At 43.3% G+C, this 19,340-nt stretch carries 15 protein-coding genes; 14 read left to right on the top strand and 1 reads right to left on the bottom strand.

What is annotated here, in order from left to right:
• The first annotated feature begins 5 nt into the window (after window positions 1–5).
• The 13 genes from ACYZZR_RS10805 (at window position 6) to ACYZZR_RS10745 (ending at window position 17,036) form a co-directional block, all read left to right on the top strand.
• Complete coding sequence (locus ACYZZR_RS10805) at window positions 6–1,856, top strand: serine hydrolase domain-containing protein (protein WP_461534020.1); 1,851 nt, start codon at window positions 6–8, stop codon at window positions 1,854–1,856.
• A gap of 49 nt (window positions 1,857–1,905) precedes the next feature.
• The gene (locus tag ACYZZR_RS10800) at window positions 1,906–2,541 is read left to right on the top strand and encodes a hypothetical protein (protein ID WP_461534019.1); all 636 of its coding nucleotides are present in this window, start codon (window positions 1,906–1,908) and stop codon (window positions 2,539–2,541) included.
• Window positions 2,542–2,592: 51 nt separating this feature from the next.
• Window positions 2,593–3,534 (top strand): N-formylglutamate amidohydrolase, encoded by a 942-nt coding sequence (locus ACYZZR_RS10795; RefSeq protein ID WP_461534018.1) that lies wholly within the window; start codon window positions 2,593–2,595, stop codon window positions 3,532–3,534.
• Window positions 3,535–3,633: 99 nt separating this feature from the next.
• On the top strand, window positions 3,634–5,397 hold the full coding sequence (locus ACYZZR_RS10790) for a serine hydrolase domain-containing protein (protein ID WP_461534017.1): 1,764 nt from the start codon (window positions 3,634–3,636) through the stop codon (window positions 5,395–5,397).
• A 65-nt stretch (window positions 5,398–5,462) separates the two neighbouring features.
• A complete protein-coding gene (locus tag ACYZZR_RS10785) occupies window positions 5,463–7,226 on the top strand; it encodes a serine hydrolase domain-containing protein (protein WP_461534016.1) in 1,764 nt (587 codons plus the stop codon).
• Window positions 7,227–7,246: 20 nt separating this feature from the next.
• On the top strand, window positions 7,247–7,885 hold the full coding sequence (locus ACYZZR_RS10780) for a hypothetical protein (protein ID WP_461534015.1): 639 nt from the start codon (window positions 7,247–7,249) through the stop codon (window positions 7,883–7,885).
• Between the two features lie 48 nt (window positions 7,886–7,933).
• On the top strand, window positions 7,934–8,884 hold the full coding sequence (locus ACYZZR_RS10775) for a hypothetical protein (protein ID WP_461534014.1): 951 nt from the start codon (window positions 7,934–7,936) through the stop codon (window positions 8,882–8,884).
• Between the two features lie 147 nt (window positions 8,885–9,031).
• Window positions 9,032–10,615, top strand: a complete 1,584-nt coding sequence (locus tag ACYZZR_RS10770; RefSeq protein ID WP_461534013.1) for an N-acyl-D-amino-acid deacylase family protein — start codon at window positions 9,032–9,034, stop codon at window positions 10,613–10,615.
• An 87-nt stretch (window positions 10,616–10,702) separates the two neighbouring features.
• Window positions 10,703–11,818, top strand: coding sequence for an NAD(P) transhydrogenase subunit alpha (locus ACYZZR_RS10765; RefSeq protein WP_461534012.1), 1,116 nt, complete (start codon window positions 10,703–10,705; stop codon window positions 11,816–11,818).
• A 2-nt stretch (window positions 11,819–11,820) separates the two neighbouring features.
• Complete coding sequence (locus ACYZZR_RS10760; RefSeq protein ID WP_461534011.1) at window positions 11,821–12,117, top strand: NAD(P) transhydrogenase subunit alpha part 2; 297 nt, start codon at window positions 11,821–11,823, stop codon at window positions 12,115–12,117.
• A 6-nt stretch (window positions 12,118–12,123) separates the two neighbouring features.
• Window positions 12,124–13,512, top strand: coding sequence for an NAD(P)(+) transhydrogenase (Re/Si-specific) subunit beta (locus ACYZZR_RS10755; protein ID WP_461534010.1), 1,389 nt, complete (start codon window positions 12,124–12,126; stop codon window positions 13,510–13,512).
• A 57-nt stretch (window positions 13,513–13,569) separates the two neighbouring features.
• Window positions 13,570–15,636 (top strand): S9 family peptidase, encoded by a 2,067-nt coding sequence (locus tag ACYZZR_RS10750; RefSeq protein WP_461534009.1) that lies wholly within the window; start codon window positions 13,570–13,572, stop codon window positions 15,634–15,636.
• A 98-nt stretch (window positions 15,637–15,734) separates the two neighbouring features.
• Window positions 15,735–17,036 (top strand): dicarboxylate/amino acid:cation symporter, encoded by a 1,302-nt coding sequence (locus ACYZZR_RS10745; RefSeq protein WP_461534008.1) that lies wholly within the window; start codon window positions 15,735–15,737, stop codon window positions 17,034–17,036.
• Between the two features lie 27 nt (window positions 17,037–17,063).
• On the opposite strand, the gene pdxR is transcribed toward ACYZZR_RS10745, so the two are convergent.
• The gene (pdxR, locus tag ACYZZR_RS10740) at window positions 17,064–18,560 is read right to left on the bottom strand and encodes a MocR-like pyridoxine biosynthesis transcription factor PdxR (protein ID WP_461534007.1); all 1,497 of its coding nucleotides are present in this window, start codon (window positions 18,558–18,560) and stop codon (window positions 17,064–17,066) included.
• A 150-nt stretch (window positions 18,561–18,710) separates the two neighbouring features.
• Here pdxR and ACYZZR_RS10735 point away from each other — a divergent pair.
• A partial coding sequence (locus ACYZZR_RS10735) for a Glu/Leu/Phe/Val family dehydrogenase (protein ID WP_461534006.1) occupies window positions 18,711–19,340 on the top strand: 630 nt, incomplete at its 3' end.

Genomic DNA, 19,340 nt, shown 5'->3' with positions numbered 1-19,340 from the left:
TTTGGATGTACAGGCGTTGCAGTACAGACGTTGCACTGCAACGTCTCTACGGTTCGGCATCCACAGAATACAACCAACAAACTGAAATGATGAAAATTTTAAAAAAAATAGGAAAAGGGCTGTTGTATACAGCAGGCCTATGTGTTTTTCAAACTGCGGTTTACGCGCAGAGCATCGAAGAGCGGCTCAAGGAAGAGATGGAAAAATTTGAAGCCGTAGGGTTGGCTGTGGCCGTGGTAAAAGACAACGAGATTATCTATACCAACCAATTCGGTTGGAAGGATCTTGAGGCAAAAATACCGCTAGAAAAGGACGACGTTTTTCGCATCGCCTCTATTTCTAAATCCTTTTCGGCTACAGCCATTATGCAGCTGATAGAGCAGGGAAAAGTGTCGCTCGACGACAAGGTGAGCGATTTGTTGGGGATTCCTTATTCCAATCCTAAATTTCCAAATGTGCCCATCACCTTGAGAATGCTGCTCACACATACGTCTTCGGTTACCGACAAACAGCGTTACGGGAGTCTAGATATTATCAATCCAGAAACCAATGAAGATTGGGCAAAGAGCTATGCCGATTACGCTCCGGGGACGCAGTACAAATACAGCAACTTAGGCTACAATACCGTTGGAGCTATTATAGAAGCGGTGTCCGGTCAGCGTTTTGATTTGTATATCAAAGAGCATATCTTAGATCCTCTCGGACTTTATGGAGGTTATTTGCCTGAGAAGCTCGATGCTGGCCGTTTTGCACAGTTGTATCGCTATAACTGGAAGACCAGAAAGTACAAGAAGCAAGCTGCGGCCTATAAAAGTTATGCCGAGGTGCTAAAGAATTATAAAATTGGTTATAGCGCCGCTGCACTTTCTCCTACCGGAGGTATGAAGCTGTCGGCTACCGACTTGGCCAAATATATGATGATGCACATGAACTACGGTAGTTTAGATAGTGTACAAATCCTAAAAGAAGAGAGCTCTAAGCAAATGCAACAGCCTCAGACTCCTATACGCAAAAACTCCGACTACGGTTTTGCTTTGGGGATATACGACGGAACTGTAATTCCCGGTGCTCATATAGTAGGGCATACTGGTTCGGCTCACGGACTCAACAGCAGTATGATGTTCAATCCCGAAGAAAAGTATGGGATAGTAGTGATTACCAATGGCTTTATTCCCGCTGATCCTACTTTTAGATTTAGAGTTAATGTTATACTGTACAATCACTTTATCAAGAAAACTCCGGCCAAGGCACCCACAGCCGAAAAAGTGCCGGTGAACGAATTTTCATTGACCCTGTCTGCTCAAAGTGCCAAGAATGGTGTAGGGAGCTTTGCCGACTTAAAAAAAGAGGAGGTGATGAACCTAAAAGAAGCCACCGCACATCAGTTGGAAACAGATTTGGTATACGCCTTTGGAAAATCGACCGGATCTACTCTGATGGTTCCCGCTAGTGGATCCTTACGATTTTACGGCAAAGCCAATAGGGAGAAAGTGTATTCAGCTTGGGATCACAAAAATTTGGGAGAACTACTCACCTTGGAAAGCGGCCGGGAAAGCAGCAAATTGTTTAAGGATATCAAAACCAATATCGACCTGAGAGAAGCCTATGCCCAAGCCTTGAAAGAGGTTGATAAAAGAGAAGGGTATCGGCGTTCTATTCACGGACCCAATACCCGTATTTACAAATTACAGCCGGGAGATATCGTATTCCTACTCATCAATTCCAGAGATGAAAAGATACTGTCGTATATCAGTTCGGAAGAACAGGAAGTTCTCGCTGTTGGACGTGTGAGGAGTATTGACGAAGGCTATAGGGGTACGATTACCATAGATTTTAAAACAGCAGTAGAGCCCTAATGGGCAGTATAAATATTTGCCGACTTAAACTATTAACAACACAACAATTATGAAAACGCTATTTATCAATGTACTGTGTTTTTCACTGATCTGTTTGTCTTCCCTACCTAGTTCGGCACAAGACAAACAGCCTGTTCACCGGAAGACAATAACTGTAGGCGGGCAAGGTACGCGTTCAGAGCACGGTAGTTTTGTAGATTTGAAGAAAGGAAAAGTATACGGTATAGACGAGGCTTCTGGAATTCAAAATCAGATCGACATGCTCTATTCATACGGAAAAAAAACCAAGGGAAATATCATCTCTCTTTCTTCGTATACCAGAAACTATTTCAGTCCTCGTTACACCAAAAGAATGCATGAATGGACAGAGCTCAATCGAGGGTCGTTTGTGGCGCTTCCGGCTGATAAAGAATTGCGCAAACAGTTCAAAAAAATAAAGACAGCCGAGCAATTGAAAGAGGCGTATGTCCAGGCCGCTAAAACGGTAAAAGACAGACCGGGTTACAAAAGTACCCTTCACGGACCGTCTATAAACCGTTTGAGAACCGTAAAGGTAGGTGATATCATCTATTTTAAGTCTATTTACGGTAGGGATGAGGATATGTATGCTGCTTTTGAGATTCTCGAAGTTGAGGAGGGCTATAACGGCTATATAAAAATCGATTTGATTAGCGAGAGTAATTAAATATAAGACGGCCTTTTAGAACATTCAGCCAATCTTTAAACAACTAAAATAATGAAACACAAGATAAAAAGTTTAGTAATAATGTCGCTGCTGGCCGTGTTGAGCGTTGCGGTTGCCGGAGCGCAAAATACATCTATTACACTTGATTTTCCGAACTGGAAAGCCGGAGAATCACATTTTGACGAACATGAGTGGACAGAGGTGATTGCGGGAGATATTCCGCTGGTAATCACCGTGCCACATTCGGGTACTAAAAAACCCAAAGAGATGGCCGATCGCACTTGTAAAGACGAGCAAGGACGTTTGGTGAGAGGATGGGATAGGTATACCGCAGATATGGCGCATGCAATAAGAAATGCATTTTTGGAAAAATACAATAAGAGCCCCTATTTTGTAATTAATCACGTACACCGTCGCAAGGTAGATCAGAACAGAGATATCGTAGCCGTGTGTGGCGATGAAAAAGGAGAAGAAGCCTGGAATAATTTCCATATTGCTGCCGATTCGGCCATAGCCGATGTCTTGAGGAAATTTGGGCATACACTCTATATCGATCTTCACGCCCACGGACATGAGAATCAGCGACTGGAATTGGGCTACAATCTCACTAAAGAGGAATTGCAGAAAGCCTTTAAAAAAGAAGATTTGAAGAAGTATGCTGCTAAGTCTTCTATGTCCAACTACATCGCGAAAAATCCCGATACGGATATATGGGAATTGCTTTTTGGAGCACAGGGTTTTGGAGCATTTATAAGTAAAGAAGGACTTCCCGCCACTCCGGCCATGCAAGACCCGCATCCGGTAGGTGATGAGCGCTTTTTTAGTGGAGGCTACAACACTAGGAGATATACTTCGTCTGAGCATCCCAATGTTTTTGGTTTTCAGATTGAATCAAATTACAGAAAGGTACGAGATTCCAAAGCCAATATGAAGCTTTTTGCCGAGGCCTTTGGTAGAGCCTATTATAATTTTGCCAATACCCTGGGACTGTGATAAAACCCCGCCAAACAAATGCAATGCCATTGTAGAGACGTTGCATTGCCATTGTACTACAATTTGCAATTCACAGGATAAAACCAAAAAATTGATAGAATGAAAATATTTAAAAAAATACTAAAAGGCCTACTGTGTACAGCTGCCCTATGTGTTTTTCAAACCGCTGTAAATGCACAGAGCATTGAAGAACACCTCCAAAAGGAAATGGAAGAATACCACGCGGTAAACCTTGCAGTAGCTGTTGTAAAAGACAATGAAATTATCTATACCAACAGTTTTGGATGGAAGGATAAAGAGAAGGAGATTCCGCTGGAGAAAGACGATCTTTTTGTGATTGCTTCTATGTCTAAATCTTTTGCGGCTACTGCGGTTATGCAATTGGTAGAGCAGGGGAAACTGTCTTTAGACGACGATGTGAGCGATTTGCTTGGGATTCCTTTTCGCAACCCTAAATTTCCCGATATTCCCATCACCGTAAAAATGTTGCTTACGCATACCTCTTCATTGGTGGTCACCTCTGTTTTTAAAGGCTTGGATATTATCAACCCTGAGACCAATCCGGATTGGGCAAAAGGATTTGGCAAATACGCTCCGGGTACAAAGTATTATTACAGCAACCTGGGTTACAACACCATGGGAGCCATCATAGAAAAGGTGTCTGGTGAGCGTTTTGATAAATACGTCAAAAAACACATTTTAGATCTTCTCGGCTTGTACGGAGGGTATCTTCCCGACGAGCTCGACGCCACTCGCTTTGCACAGTTCTACCGCTATAACAGCAAGACTAAAACACATAAAAAAGCTAAGGCAGCATACCGCTCGCTCAAACCCAAGTTTGAAAATTATAAGATGGGATACAGCGCCTCTACACTGTCGCCCACTGCAAATATGAAACTTTCGGTCTCCGACCTTACTAAATACATGATGATGCACATGAACTACGGCAATCTAGACGGTGTGCAAATTATCTCTGAGGAAAGTGCCAAGCAGATGCAGTACCCCCATGCCCGTATGGATAGTTTAAGACATTATGGCTTTGCCTTGCGTCACGACAAGATTATAGTGCCAGGGGTAGAGGTGGTAGGACACAGCGGAACCCTCTACGGTTTTCAAGGAGCTTTTATGTTCGATCCTGAAAAGAAATTCGGAATGGTTATGTTGGCAAGTGGTTTTGAGGGGTCGAACCCTGATTTCAGATCGCGTATTACTACAGTACTGTACGATCACTTTATAGGGCATACTCCTGCTCAAGCTCCTTCGGCTAAAAAAGCTAGAGTCAATGAGTTTACTTTGATCTTGGGTGCCCATGGTGCCAAAGCAACCAAAGGTAATTTTGCCGATTTGAAGAAGGAAGAGGTGATGACCTTAAAAGAAGCCTCAGCTCATCAACAGCAAACAGATTTGTTGTATGCCTACGGAAAGACAACAGCTGCCAACCTGATGCTTCCCTCCAGCGAGAGTGTGCGACTTTTTGGAAAGAAACTCAGAGAGAACTTATATGAAGACTGGTATCACAAAAATTTTGGATCGCTGATGGCTCTTGAGGGAAGTGAAGAGAACAACAAGTTGTTTAAAAAGGTAAAAACTAATCTCGACCTGAGGAAAGCTTATGCACAGACCTTAAAAGATGTGAAAAACAGAGAAGGTTATAGGCGCGTAAAACACGGTCCTAATTCTCGGATTTACGGTTTGCAAGAAGGGGATATCGTATTCATGCTCGTAAATTCAAGAGACAACGGAATACTGTCTATCACTAGCCCGGAATCGCAGGAAATTCTCGCTGTAGGGCGCGTAGTTAATTTAAAAGAAGGCTTCGGTGGAGAAATAACTATCGATTTTAAAACTGCGGTAGAACCATAAATTAATTCTAATCGCAAATTGTCTACAATTTGCGATTCACAGAATAAAACCAACATATTGATAAAATGAGCATATTAAAAAAAACAGGAAAATGGCTGCTTTGTATGACTGTGGCATACGCTTTTCAAACAGCCACATACGCCCAGAGCATTGAAGAGCAACTCCAAAGAGAAATGGAAGATTACCACGCGGTAAACCTTGCGGTGGCTGTGGTAAAAGACAATGAGATAATCTATGCCAATCAATTTGGATGGAAGGATCTGGAAGCAAAAATACCTTTGGAGAAGGACGATGTGTTCCGTATTGCTTCGCTTTCAAAGTCTTTTGCAGCTACCGCAGTTATGCAGTTGGTAGAGCAGGGAAAATTGTCGTTAGACGATGAGGTGAGCGATCTTATAGGATTTCCCTATCGCAACCCCAATTTTCCCGATACGCCGATTACCTTGAAGATGTTGTTGTCTCACACCTCTTCGCTTACCGATAAACAGAAGTACAGCAGTCTCGACATCATCAATCCCGAGACCAATCCCGATTGGGCAAAGAGCTATGCCGATTACGCTCCTGGAACAAAATACAGATACTGCAACCTGGGTTACAATACCATAGGAGCTATCGTAGAAAAGGTGTCGGGTCAGCGTTTTGACTTGTATATCAAAGAACATATTTTAGATCCTCTAAAACTCTACGGGGGCTATCTTCCAGGAGAGATGGATGCCAGTAAATTTGCACAACTCTACCGTTATGACACTAAAACCGGTAAAAACAAAAAATCTACCGCGGCCTATCGTTCGCTTAGAAGTCGGCTTGAAAACTACAAAATGGGTTATAGCGCAGCCAAATTGTCGCCCACCGGAAATATGAAGATTTCTGCTCCCGACTTGGCCAAGTATATGATGATGCATATGAACTACGGTAGTCTAGACGGTGTGCAAATCATCTCTGAAGAGAGCGCCAAGCTGATGCAGCAACCTCACGCTCGTATGGACAGTCTCAGGCACTACGGCTTTGCCCTGAGGCACGACAAGGTAATTGTGCCGGGAGTAGACCTCATAGGGCACGGAGGTACCGCCTATGGTATGAGGAGTGCTATGATGTTTGACCCTGAAAAAAAATTCGGTATGGTAATGATGGCTAGTGGATTTGAGTTGTCTGATCCCGATTTCAGATCTCGTATTACTGCCATACTGTACGATCACTTTATAGGCCAAACTCCTGCTAAAGCCCCTTCAGCTGAAAAAGCAGATGTCAACAGCTTTACCTTGGTATTGGGTGCACATGGCATAAAGGCGACCAAAGGCAATTTTGCCGATTTGAAAGCTGAAAAAGTGATGGACTTAGAGGAGGCTTCTGCTCATCAACAAGAAGCCGATCTAGTGTATACCTACGGCAGTAAGACAGGAGGAAACTTGATGGTTCCGGCCAGTAGTGGACTGAAGTTTTTTGGAAAGACTTACAAAGAGAAAGTTTTTGAAGACTGGGCTCACAAAAATTACGGTGCATTGTTACTGTTGGAAGGGAACAGCGACAACAGCAAGAGGTTTAAAGGTATCAAAACCAATATCGACCTTAGAAAAGCTTACAAACAGGCACTGAAAGAGGTGAGAAACAGAGAAGGCTACAAGCGCACCGTTCACGGCCCAAATTCACGAGTTTACGGCTTTAAAGAAGGTGATATTGTATTCCTCCTCATCAATTCGAGAGAAAAGGGAATACTGTCTATGGTAGATTCGGAGGAGCAGGAAATTCTCGCCATAGGACGTATAAGCAGTATCACCAAAGGATATGCCGGTCAGGTTAAAATAGAATTTAAAGTAGCCGCGAGTAACTAAACCACAAACAACAAACAATAATGAAACTATTAAACAACAGTATTATAGCCTTTGTGACCACTTGTTTATTGTCTTTGCCGGCTTTGGCGCAAGACGATCAGCCGGTGCACAGAAAAAAGATAATGGTAGGAGCACAGGGTGCCAAGAGTGGCGCTGCACCTTATGGCGGTTTTGTAGACCTTCAAAAAGGGAAGGTGTATACCCTAGACGAAGCTACAGATATTCAGGAGCAAATAGATATGCTTTACGGTTATGGAAAAAACACCAAATCGAATGTTATATCAGTATCTTCACGCCAAAGAGACTATTTCGGAAAGACATATCGAGAGAGTCTCCACAAGTGGACCGAACTTAACAGAGGAACCTTTATCGCTCTTCCGGATACTAAGGAAAACCAAAAAACCTTTAAAAAAATAAAGACGGTGGGCGAGCTTAAAGAAGCTTATGAAACTGGTTTGAAAGTAGTAAAAGACAGAGCCGATTACAAACTGACATCGCACGGACCGAGTAGTAATCGTCTGCGACGCCTAAAGGAAAACGAACTGATCTATTTTAAATCGAGATACCGGGAAGGCCTTTATGCCGCCTTTAAGGTGATTGAAGTTAAAGAAGGTTATCGAGGCTATATAAAACTCGACCTGATTACAGTAGGAGAATAGAGAAACCAGATAAAAAAACAAGACAATTGTCACCAATTTAAATAGAGAATGAAAACATTACAGCATATAAAAATCGGATCGATACTGATGTTGATGATAGGCCTGTTGAGTTTAACAACCGTTCGGGCGCAGAAGAGTACTATGAATTTGGACACTTCCAAGTGGGTAGTGGGAGAGGTTCACTTCGACGATGGGGAATGGACAGAGGTTATAGTAGGAGACATTCCGCTGGTTATCACGGTTCCACACGGAGGTACAAAAAGACCCAAGGGAATGGCCGACCGTACTTGTAAGGATAATGCAGGGCGGATCGTAAGAGGAACTGACAGCTATACCGTAGAAGTAGCCCATTATATTCAGGATGCTTTTGTGAAAAAATACAATAAGCGGCCCTATATGGTTATCAATCACGTGGCTCGCCGTAAGGTAGACCAAAACAGGGCGCTTAAATATGTTTGTGGAGATCCCAAGGGAGAGGAGGCATGGTATAACTTTCACGATGCCGCCGATGCTGCTTTAGATCACGCCGAAAAGCAATTCGGTTACGCCCTCTATATCGATTTGCATGGGCACGGCCACCTCAATCAGCGCTTAGAGCTCGGATATTCTCTCGGGAGAAAGGATTTGGAAAAGGCCTATAAAAAAGAAGATCTCGAAAAATATGCCGCTAAATCTTCTATGGCAAATTACCTAAAAAAGAACCCCGATGCAGATATCTGGGAGTTGCTCTTTGGTGAAAATGCCTTTGGAACTTTAGTAAACAACCAAGGTGTTCCTGCTACCCCGGCCAAACAAGACCCTCATCCGGTGGCGGGAGAGGCTTTTTTTAACGGAGGATACAACACCAGAAGGTACACCTCGGCCGACAATCCTAATGTATTTGGGTTTCAAATAGAAATGCATTATAGAAAAGCTAGGGATTCACGAGCAAATACTACTATATTTGCTGAATCTGTGGCCAAAGCTTATTTCGATTTTGTAGAAAAGCTGAAGTTGTAATTTAGTGTAAATATCACACGATATAGGTGATAGTCCAGATACTAATTAGTACTAATTCAATAATTAATAACAAACACACAAACTCACACTAAACACAAACACTAAACACAAACACTAAACACAAACACTAAACACAAACTAACAAACATGAAACGTATTACCATGCACTTATTGGCATCGATGGCAGTCTGTCTGCTGTCGCTGTCGGTACGGGCTCAAGACAACAAACCTAAAAAGCTTGATATCCTGATCAAGGGAGCCTATGTCTTCGACGGTACCGGAAAAGATTCGGTACTGTATGATGTAGGGATAAAAGGAGAACGCATTGTTTATGTCGGCGAGCCGACGAAATCGTTTAAAGCTAAAACACTTATCGACGGTACTGGGCTATACTTATCGCCGGGATTTATCGATCCGCACACACATTACAAACGTCAGCTAAATAACAAGGATGAGAAAGAACGCGCGCTTCTCCGAGCACTAATGCAAGGAGTAACTACCGTTTTTGAAGGTAACGACGGAGGTAGCCCTTGGCCTATAGGGGAAACCCTGCACAAATGGAAAGAAACCGGGATAGGCCCCAATGCCGCATTGTTTGTTGGGCATAATACTGTAAGGCGAAATGTGCTGGGTGATGAAGATGTACAGCCTACAGCAAACGAATTAAAGACCATGGAAAATATGGTAGATCGCGCGATGAAGGAAGGAGCATTCGGACTTTCTACAGGACTTTTCTACACTCCCGGGAACTACGCAGAGCTGGATGAGGTTGTGGCCCTTGCTAAGGTGGCAGCTTCACACGGTGGTATCTACGACACCCACCAACGAGATGAGGGTTCGCAAAGCATAGGGGTGGTAGCCTCTACCGAAGAGGTGTTGAAAATAGCTGAAGAGGCCGGAATTCCCGCCCATATTTCGCATATCAAAGTGTCTGGGCCAAAAACCTGGGGTAAAAGTGATGTATTGATCGATATGATCGAGAAAGCGCAGGCCAAAGGACTTAAAGTAACTGCCAATCAGTATCCTTATGAGGCGTCGAGAACCGGACTTAGCTCGGCCTTGGTGCCACCCTGGGTAAGAGACGGGGGGATTAAGGCCATGCGAGCAAGATTTCTACAACCGGAGTTGAGAGATTCCATACTAAAAGGAATTGCCAAAAATATCGAGGCGAGAACTGCCGATCCTTCTAAGTTGGTTTTGGCCAGTAAAAAAAATAAGGAATTACACGGAAAATCGCTTCAAGATCTGTCTGAACAGTGGAATATATCGCCCGAAGAAGTGGTGATTAAAGTGTGTTCTACCAGTCTGCCTTCGGTACATTCGTTTATGATGAAAGACGAAGATATCAACAACTTTATGGTTCAACCCTGGGTGATGACAGGCTCTGACGGAGGTAGTGGCCACCCTAGAGGCTTTGGAACCTTTGCCAGAAAAATCAGAAAATACGCCTTAGACGACAAAGTGTTGTCTGTTTCTCAAGCCATTTACAAATCGTCTTATCTCACGGCAAAAACACTGAATATAAAAGACAGGGGAGCCATAGAGGAAGGGTATTATGCCGATGTTGTATTGTTTGATCCCAACACCATCAAAGACAACAGCAACTACGACAACGGAGAAGTGCTCGCCTCAGGAGTTCCTTATGTTATTGTAAACGGGAAACTGGTTATAAAAGACGGCCAATGGCAGGGCAATTTACCCGGAAAAGCACTGAAATTAAACGAAAAGTAGATGAATTTGTAGTTTGAAACCACAAACTACTAACTAAGAACTCCGAACTAAGAACTAAAAACCACAAACCAAATTAACCAATATCAAGTGAAAACTATAGGACTGGTAAAGGAACCGGAATTTGAAACTAGGGTATGTCTTTTACCCAAAGAAGCTTCACTCCTTATTAAGCAATTGTCGCTGGAGGTCTTGATAGAAGAAGGCTATGCGAAGCATTTGGGAATCTCGGATAGTGCCTATGTAGATGCAGGAGTTAAAATGCAATCTCGAGCGGAGGTTTTAAGTACTGCAGATACACTTTTGACTATTAACGAGATTGAAGGCTTTACTCCTGGTGAAGAGCAGCGAGTATTGATCGGGATATTCAATATGTTGTTTTACCCCGAGCGAACCGAAAAGTATCTCGGTAAAAATACAACGGTATACAGCTTAGATCTGTTGCCCCGTACTACTCTGGCACAATCAATGGACGTATTATCGTCTATGGCATCTATTGCTGGTTATAGGGCAGTACTCAAGGCGGCGGGTTATTACGAAAACTCCTTCCCTATGTTTACCACTGCGGCCGGAACACTTACCCCGGCCAAAGTACTGGTGTTAGGGGCAGGTGTAGCAGGCTTGCAGGCTATAGCAACCGCAAGAAGACTGGGTGCTGTAGTAGAGGCCTTCGATGTCAGGTCGTCTACCAAAGAAGAGGTGAGAAGTCTCGGAGCTAAATTTGTTGAGGTAGAAGGAGCGCAGGAGGCAAAAGATGCAGGTGGATATGCCATTGCACAATCTGAAGAGTTCTTGAAAAAGCAAAAGGAACTCATTCACGATCGCGCACGCAATGCCAATATTGTGATTTGTACCGCAAATATTCCGGGAAAAAAAGCCCCCTTGTTACTCGCAAAGGCAACCGTTGATGCTATGAATCCCGGATCGGTGATTGTAGATATGGCCGCCGAACAGGGAGGAAATTGCGAGGTGACTGAAGCCGGAAAAACAATTACCTACAACGAATTGACCGTGGTAGGCGATTCGCATTTGGCGAGAGAGGTGTCGCAAGCCGCCTCACAGTTACTGTCTGCCAATTATTTTAACTTTTTGAAATACCTAGTTCAATCGACCAAAGAAGAAGACCTCTTATTGGATAAGAGCAGGGTGATTGGCAACGGAGTTATAACTAACCCTTTATTAACTGACAAACCAGAACGTGTTTAATTATGGAATTTATCCACAATAATCTTGAGATCATATATTTTGTGATCTTTTGTGTCTTTATCGGTATAGAAGTAATCGCCAATGTTCCGGCTATTCTTCACACTCCCTTGATGTCGGGAGCTAATGCGATTAGCGGAATCATCATGGTAGGTGCTGTGATTATGATATCTCAGGTTCCTCCCACCAATTACGTCACTCTCGCTTTGGGCGGAATTGCCGTATTTTTCGGTGCACTGAATATTTCCGGAGGCTTTTTTGTCACCGGAAGAATGTTAAAAATGTTCAATACCAAAAAATAGGCAAGGATGAACGTATTAGTTGATGTAGGCTATTTGATAGCCACTGTTTCCTTTTTGGGTGGATTGAAGTTTATGAGTTCTCCAAAGAGTGCTAGACTGGGTAATAGCGTGGCAGCTATAGGAATGATACTCGCTGTTTTATGTACGTTTATCGCCCTTAAAACACAAACCGTACCGACCACAAATATCATCGTTATTGCTGTGGCCATTGTACTGGGAACTGTGATAGGGAAGTTGATGGCCGACAAGGTGGAAATGACTGCTATGCCGCAATTGATATCGCTGTTTAACGGTGCCGGAGGTGGATGTGCCGTGTTACTGGGCGTTGTAGAAGCCAAACAACAGGGAATAGGCGATCCGAACATCGGAATGCAACTCTTATTGCTCTTAGGATTGGTTACCGGGGCTGTTGCCGCTTCCGGGAGTGCGATAGCTTACGGCAAACTCGCAGGGAAAACCAAAGACAACAAAGGAGCTGCCGTTGTATTCGGTTCTAGAATACTCTTAGGGCTTATTTTGTTGTTACCCCTTCTGTATTTTGTAGGGCTGTTACCTATTTCTTTTGAGTCTACTGCCTACGCGTTGGCGATTATCGCTCTGGTATACGGGGTGGTATTTGTTCTACCTATAGGCGGTGCCGATATGCCGGTGGTAATCTCACTCTTAAACTCTATAACCGGTATAGCTACAGCGCTTGCAGGTTTTGTTTACGGAAACAAGGCGATGATTTCAGGGGGTATATTTGTAGGTGCAGCGGGTATTTTGCTTACCCTCTTGATGTGTAAGGCGATGAACAGATCTCTGATAAAAGTACTTGCAGGGAAGTTTAAAAAGACTAAGGCAAGCGCCGATACCGAAGTTCAAAATATCAAGGAAATCACTGTTTCCGAAACTGCCATGCAGCTGTCTTTTGCCAGTAAGATAGCCATAATTCCTGGTTATGGACTAGCAGTGGCGCAAGCACAACACCTCTGCGGACAATTGCAGCAATTGCTGGCAAAGAGAGAGACCCAAGTAGATTTTATCATTCACCCCGTTGCTGGACGAATGCCCGGACATATGAACGTCTTGCTGGCAGAAGCTAATATAGATTACGAGCACCTGAAAGAAATGGACGAGGTAAATAGCGATATGGCTCATTACGATACAGTGCTGATTATCGGGGCAAACGACGTGGTAAATCCGGCTGCAGAAAATAACCCCGACAGTCCGATATTCGGGATGCCAATTGTAAAAGCTTATCAAAGCAAACAGGTAGTGGTTATGAAAAGAGGAATGAGTAAGGGCTATGCAGGGGTCTCCAATGATCTTTTTGGTATGGACAACTGTAGCCTGCTGTTTGGAGATGCCAAAGATTCCCTCCAGAATATTATAAATCAGCTCAAGTTGATTTAAAAGAAGGGAGTTTCTTTAAATAAGTAATAAAAGTAACATTAAACCAAAATTTAAAAAATGAACAATCACAGTTTACACCTAAGGCAGATGCTCTTTAGCGTATTCCTGTTTATGGGAATAAGCTGCCTGTTTGGGCAGACTGACCTAGATGCTTTTTTGAGCTATCCGGAGCCGGGAAACCTGACTAGTAGTAACAACAAGCTCGCTTGGACTTTCAACGAAGAAGGGAAGCGAAATGTATATGTGGCTGAAGCACCCGATTTTAAGCCGAGGCGATTGACTCCCTATCTCGAAGACGACGGGCAGGAAATCACTCAACTATCTATTTCCAACGACGGAAAATGGGTGGTATACGTAAGAGGTGGAGACCACGGGGGTAACTGGTCGGGCTCGCAACCGGTAAATGCGACCTCCGATGTAGATGGAGCTGCAGTACAGGTGTGGAGCGTGCCTTTTGCCGGAGGTGAGCCAAAGCTACTGTCGGAAAGAGGAAGCTTTATCTCAGTGTCACCCAATAGCGACAAGGTTGTCTTTACTAAATTGGGCGAAAGATGGGTAGTGAATATCGATGGCAGTGGAGAGGCGAGAAAACTCTTTGCAGATAACGGAAATGTAAGGCATTTGAGCTGGTCGCCAGACGGTAAAAAAATAGCATTTACTTCCCACAGAGGGACGCATTCTTTTATCGGGGTATACGAATTTGGGGCGCGTTCGCTCAAGTGGGTTTCTCCCGATTTTTCAAGAGATATGTTCCCCAAATGGTCTCCCGACGGCAAATCGCTGGTCTTTGTACGAAGACCGGGGAATGTGAAGTTGAAGTACAGCTCCTATGTTTGGGAACTGAGGGTTGCCGATCTTTCCGGGGAAGGGTCTAAGGTGATTTGGAAGGCTCCAAAAACACGTAAAGCTGGGTTTAAAAATGCTGTAGGAAACTCAATACAGTGGGCAGCCAACAACAGTATAGTATTCCGATCTTATTTAGACGGCAGACAACATTTGTACTCGGTGCCTGCAAGTGGAGGGAAAGAGCTATTGCTCACTCCCGGAAATTTTATGGTAGAAGAGGTGAGCCTGAATGCAAAAGGAGATAAGCTGATATTTAGTACAAATACCGGTAAAGATGAGAAAGATATAGATAGAAGGCATATCGGTATAGTATCTGTAAACAAGGCCGATATGACTCTCCTGACCGAAGGAGAGGGTGTGGAATCAAGTCCGGTTTTTCTGGAGAATACCGTTGCCTTCCTGAGCTCAACCACCAGCCGTCCTGCAGTGCCTGCATATTTAAAAGACGGCAAAATAACGCTTATAGCTGCCGAAAATATACCAGCTACACTGCCTCAGGACAAGATGGTGACACCAGAGCAGGTAATTATCATATCTAAAGATGGGACAAAGGTACACGGGCAGTTGTTTAAAAGTAAAAACAGCAGTGGTAAAAAACCTGCTATACTGTTTATACATGGCGGACCTTCGCGACAGATGTTCCTGGCTTGGGATCATCGCGGGTATTACGCACACACCTATGCCCTAAACCAGTATCTGGCAAATCAAGGTTATGTGGTACTCTCTGTAAACTACAGGCTCGGTATAGGATATGGTTACGACTTCGACAACCCTAAAAAAGCCGGTAGATACGGAGCATCCGAATATCAGGATATACAGGCTGCAGGAGAGTGGTTGGCGGAACAAAAAGACGTAGATGCTAAAAAAATAGGAGTTTATGGTGGGTCTTATGGTGGATACCTGACCGCACTGGCTCTCGGTAAAAATTCAGATTTGTTTGCTGCCGGAGTAGACATACACGGAGTGCATAACAGGGTGCCGAAATCTGTTTATAAAAGTACACCCGATAAAGAACTCGTAGATCGCGTTTCTTGGAAGTCTTCTCCCAATGCATATGTGAAAGACTGGACTTCTCCGGTGCTCTTGATTCACGCCGATGAAGACCGCAATGTAGGGTTTTCACACAGTGTAGATCTCTCGCAGCGACTGAAAAGAAAAGGAGTATATTTCGAAAGCCTGATTATTCCCAACGACACTCACCACTGGATGCGACATGAAAATTTGTTAAAAATAAGTAAGGCGACTGTAGATTTTTTTAACAAGCAGTTAAAGAAATAAAGATAATATTATCTTTGTGGAATTCCGCTTATCCCTGCTTTTTACAAATGGGAAAAGCAGGGGTAAGTTTTTGGAATAAATAGCAATATCAAAACAACATGAAAATTAAATTAGCACTACATTGGCAGATTATTATAGGAATGGTTTTAGGAGGTGTGTTTGGTGCCCTCTTAGCAAATTTTGATTGGGGAAAACCCTTTATAGAAAACTGGATTTATCCTTTTGGTGAGTTGTTTATCAATTTGTTGAAACTGATAGCCATCCCACTTATAGTAGCTTCACTTATCAAGGGGATTTGCGATATGCAAGATATCTCCAAGCTGTCTAGTATTGGGATACGCACTATGGCGTTGTACATCTTTACTACAACCTGTGCCATAGTGATAGGTTTAACTATTGCCAATATAGTAAAACCGGGCTCTGGAATATCAGAAGAGACTATCGCACAGCTTACTAGCGATGCGGAGACCACTAGTATAGTAAGCCAAAGGATAAGCGACAGTGAAGCTCAAGACACCAACTTTGTAGAATACCTTGTGAGTATAGTGCCGGATAATATTTTTTCGGCTTTGGGAGACAACAACCAAATGCTGCAAGTCATCTTCTTTACGATGCTGCTCGGGATTAGCCTGTTGATTATAGGGGATGAGAAGGCAGCTCCTCTTAAGCGCTTTTTCGACAGTCTTAACGATGCGGTGTTGAAAATGGTAGATCTGATTATCAAAATAGCACCTATTGCTGTATTTGCCCTGCTCGCCAATGTGGTGGTAGGCACCGACGACGTAGATGTATTGCTGGCACTACTCAAGTATTCGTTTACAGTACTTGCCGGTTTGGCATTGATGGTGGTGGTGTATATGCTTATGGTAAGCCTGTATGCTAAAAAGAACCCCATCTGGTTTTTGAAAAAGATGAGTCCTGTACAACTTCTCGCTTTTTCCACCAGTTCGAGTGCAGCGGCCCTTCCGGTAAATATGGAAAGGGTACACGAACATATAGGTGTGGATGAAGAGGTGAGTAGCTTTGTACTTCCCGTAGGGGCTACTATAAACATGGACGGTACCAGTCTTTACCAAGCCGTGGCTACCATCTTTATTTGCGAAGCCCTGCATTTTGACATCACTTTTGGCGATCAGCTGACCATAGTATTTACAGCATTACTGGCGTCTATTGGTACTGCTGGTGTACCGGGAGTGGGAATGATTATGCTTATTATCGTGTTGCAATCCATCAATTTTCCTCCGGAAAAACTTCCTGTGGGTATTGCGTTGATACTGTCGGTAGATCGTATATTGGATATGTGCAGAACTACCATTAATATTACCGGTGATGCCGCCGTAGCTACTGTAGTGGCTAAGTCGGTAGGGAAACTGAACGACCCTAAGGTCTCCGAAGATTAACAACAAGCTTGTATTGTACGCCTGTGCTCAGGTATTTTCTGATAAGTATTGAAAATAAAGGGTGTGCATCTTGTCTAAGTTTCTCTTTATCCAGGTCTTATTTACCGAACAATACCCCATTACCAGTCCGTTTCTACGGTAGTTTTCGCTTACGTAATAACTGCTCAAAGGGAAGGTGATAATGTTGTTCTTCAACAGGTAATTACAGAATTCGAAATCTTTGACCTCGTCTTTTAGTATGGCGATAACATGTAGTCCGGTATTGTTTACTTCTAGGCTTATCTCGTCTTTAAACAAGGTCTCGAAGTGATTGATAAATACCTGTTTTCTCTGGTTGGAGGTTTTGATTACTTTTCTGAGGTGTTTGTTTAGGTAGTCGTGTGAGATAAACTCTGCCATTACATTCTGTAGACTTGGTGGTACAAACCGAAACGTCTGTTTGCTTATTGCGGTTATAGGGCTAATCAGGAATTTGGGAATAATCATATAACCCAAACGCAGTGAAGGGTGTAGCAATTTGTTGAAAGTTCCGAGGTAAACCACGCTGTCGTTGATGTCTAGACTGAATATGGATGAAATAGGGTTGTCCCAGTTGCTAAATTCGTGGTCGTAGTCATCTTCTACTATGAGAATGTTTTTTTTCGTCGCAAAATCCAACAATTCACTTCTGCGGTGTAGCGACATTCTCTTTCCGGAAGGATATTGGTTAGAGGGTATAACGTACAACAGCTTAGCGGCTATTTCGTTTAGCGAAGAGATGTCAAAATCGTCGTCACTCAAACCTGCAGTTTGAACATTGGCCTTTAAGCTCTTGAAGAGGTTGTAGGCTTTTTTGTATGTCGGGTTTTCGAGTATCACCGGATCGTTGGCGTTTAGCAGGGCTGTAGAAATCAAGTAGAGCGAGTGCAAAGAGCCGGTAGTTATTACAATTTGATCGGGGTCGCAGGTGATGTTTCTGTAAATTTTTAAGTACTTTGCAATATTGGTTCGGAGCGGCTCCATTCCGAGGGAATCGGAATAAGATAAATCGGAGTATTTTACGTGTTTCCAGTATTCGTTGGTCAGTTTTTGCCATACCGTTGTGGGAAACAGGTCTAAAGGAGGTAGGCCGGGTCTGAAACAAACCGGTTCCAAATAAGTTTCTCCCACATTGAATTCCGAATGCTGAATAAAGGATTTGCCGAGTTTGGAAATTTTAGGATATACCTTAGGGCTTTTTTTTTGAAGCCTTATTCCCTCTCTATGATCGAGATTGTCCTGAAGTTTGTTGGTGTAATAACCCGATCCTTGCCTAGAGACAATCAGATGCTCTAATACAAGTAGCTCATAAGCCTTGATTACAGTACTCCTAGATAAATTCAAATCGTTTGCCAGTACTCGGGAAGGAGGTAACTTAAAATTATCAGGTATTTCTTTACTCATTATAGCATTTTTCAATGCGCTGTAGAGGTTGTAGTAGACACTTTTGCCATTGGGCTCTGTAAAACCGTCTTTAAAAAGCAGATTTTTGAAATTATAATACATGATTGGTATGTCTCTAAAAAAAGAATTGGAATGTCAAATATAGATAATATTTAAATTATTTTGTAGTTGATCTAAGACCTGATTTGGGTTTGATTAAAAGATTATAAGTTGAAAAATTAATCTATTAAATATTACACAACACACAAAACGATGATTGCAAAAGAAGAACAACAAAAGAAGCAGAGTATGCTCGATAATGTGATGCGTCAGTTTAATCACGCCTCCGATATCATCGGGTTGAACTCTAACATTCGCAAGATACTTGGTATCACCAACAACGAGTTGGTGGTTCACTTTCCTGTAAAGATGGACAATGGAGAGGTCGAGGTATTTACAGGCTATCGTGTACAGCACAACAATGCCTTAGGACCGTACAAGGGAGGGCTTCGTTATCACCCTACGGTAGACATCGACGCAGCGCGAGCTTTGGCGATGTGGATGACTTGGAAGACCTCATTGGCAGGACTTCCCTTAGGAGGCGCCAAAGGAGGGATACAGTTAGACCCGTCTAAGTATTCAGCATCCGAACTGGAGCGTATCACCCGACGTTTCACTTATGCACTTGGGGATAACATCGGGCCCGAGTTGGATATTCCTGCTCCTGATGTGAATACTAACCCTCAAACGATGGCTTGGATTTTGGACACCTATATGTCTACCAAGTCTCCCAACGAGCGTTCTAGCAATCTTCACGTGGTTACCGGAAAGCCTGTAGGCGCTGGTGGTTCGGAAGGTCGTGACCGCGCAACGGGTTACGGAGTTTACTTGAATATCAAATTC

The sequence above is a fragment of the Sinomicrobium sp. genome (assembly GCA_029266035.1).
GTDB lineage: Bacteria > Bacteroidota > Bacteroidia > Flavobacteriales > Flavobacteriaceae > Sinomicrobium.
This window is presented reverse-complemented; position numbering and strand designations above follow the sequence as displayed.

Coding starts and splice junctions, on each gene's coding strand:
- pdxR (WP_461534007.1), bottom strand. CDS start 18,560: ATGTATTATAATTTCAAAAATCTGCTTTTTAAAGACGGTTTTACAGAG.
- ACYZZR_RS10780 (WP_461534015.1), top strand. CDS start 7,247: ATGAAACTATTAAACAACAGTATTATAGCCTTTGTGACCACTTGTTTA.
- ACYZZR_RS10770 (WP_461534013.1), top strand. CDS start 9,032: ATGAAACGTATTACCATGCACTTATTGGCATCGATGGCAGTCTGTCTG.
- ACYZZR_RS10745 (WP_461534008.1), top strand. CDS start 15,735: ATGAAAATTAAATTAGCACTACATTGGCAGATTATTATAGGAATGGTT.
- ACYZZR_RS10795 (WP_461534018.1), top strand. CDS start 2,593: ATGAAACACAAGATAAAAAGTTTAGTAATAATGTCGCTGCTGGCCGTG.
- ACYZZR_RS10790 (WP_461534017.1), top strand. CDS start 3,634: ATGAAAATATTTAAAAAAATACTAAAAGGCCTACTGTGTACAGCTGCC.
- ACYZZR_RS10805 (WP_461534020.1), top strand. CDS start 6: ATGTACAGGCGTTGCAGTACAGACGTTGCACTGCAACGTCTCTACGGT.
- ACYZZR_RS10750 (WP_461534009.1), top strand. CDS start 13,570: ATGAACAATCACAGTTTACACCTAAGGCAGATGCTCTTTAGCGTATTC.
- ACYZZR_RS10760 (WP_461534011.1), top strand. CDS start 11,821: ATGGAATTTATCCACAATAATCTTGAGATCATATATTTTGTGATCTTT.
- ACYZZR_RS10775 (WP_461534014.1), top strand. CDS start 7,934: ATGAAAACATTACAGCATATAAAAATCGGATCGATACTGATGTTGATG.
- ACYZZR_RS10755 (WP_461534010.1), top strand. CDS start 12,124: ATGAACGTATTAGTTGATGTAGGCTATTTGATAGCCACTGTTTCCTTT.
- ACYZZR_RS10800 (WP_461534019.1), top strand. CDS start 1,906: ATGAAAACGCTATTTATCAATGTACTGTGTTTTTCACTGATCTGTTTG.
- ACYZZR_RS10785 (WP_461534016.1), top strand. CDS start 5,463: ATGAGCATATTAAAAAAAACAGGAAAATGGCTGCTTTGTATGACTGTG.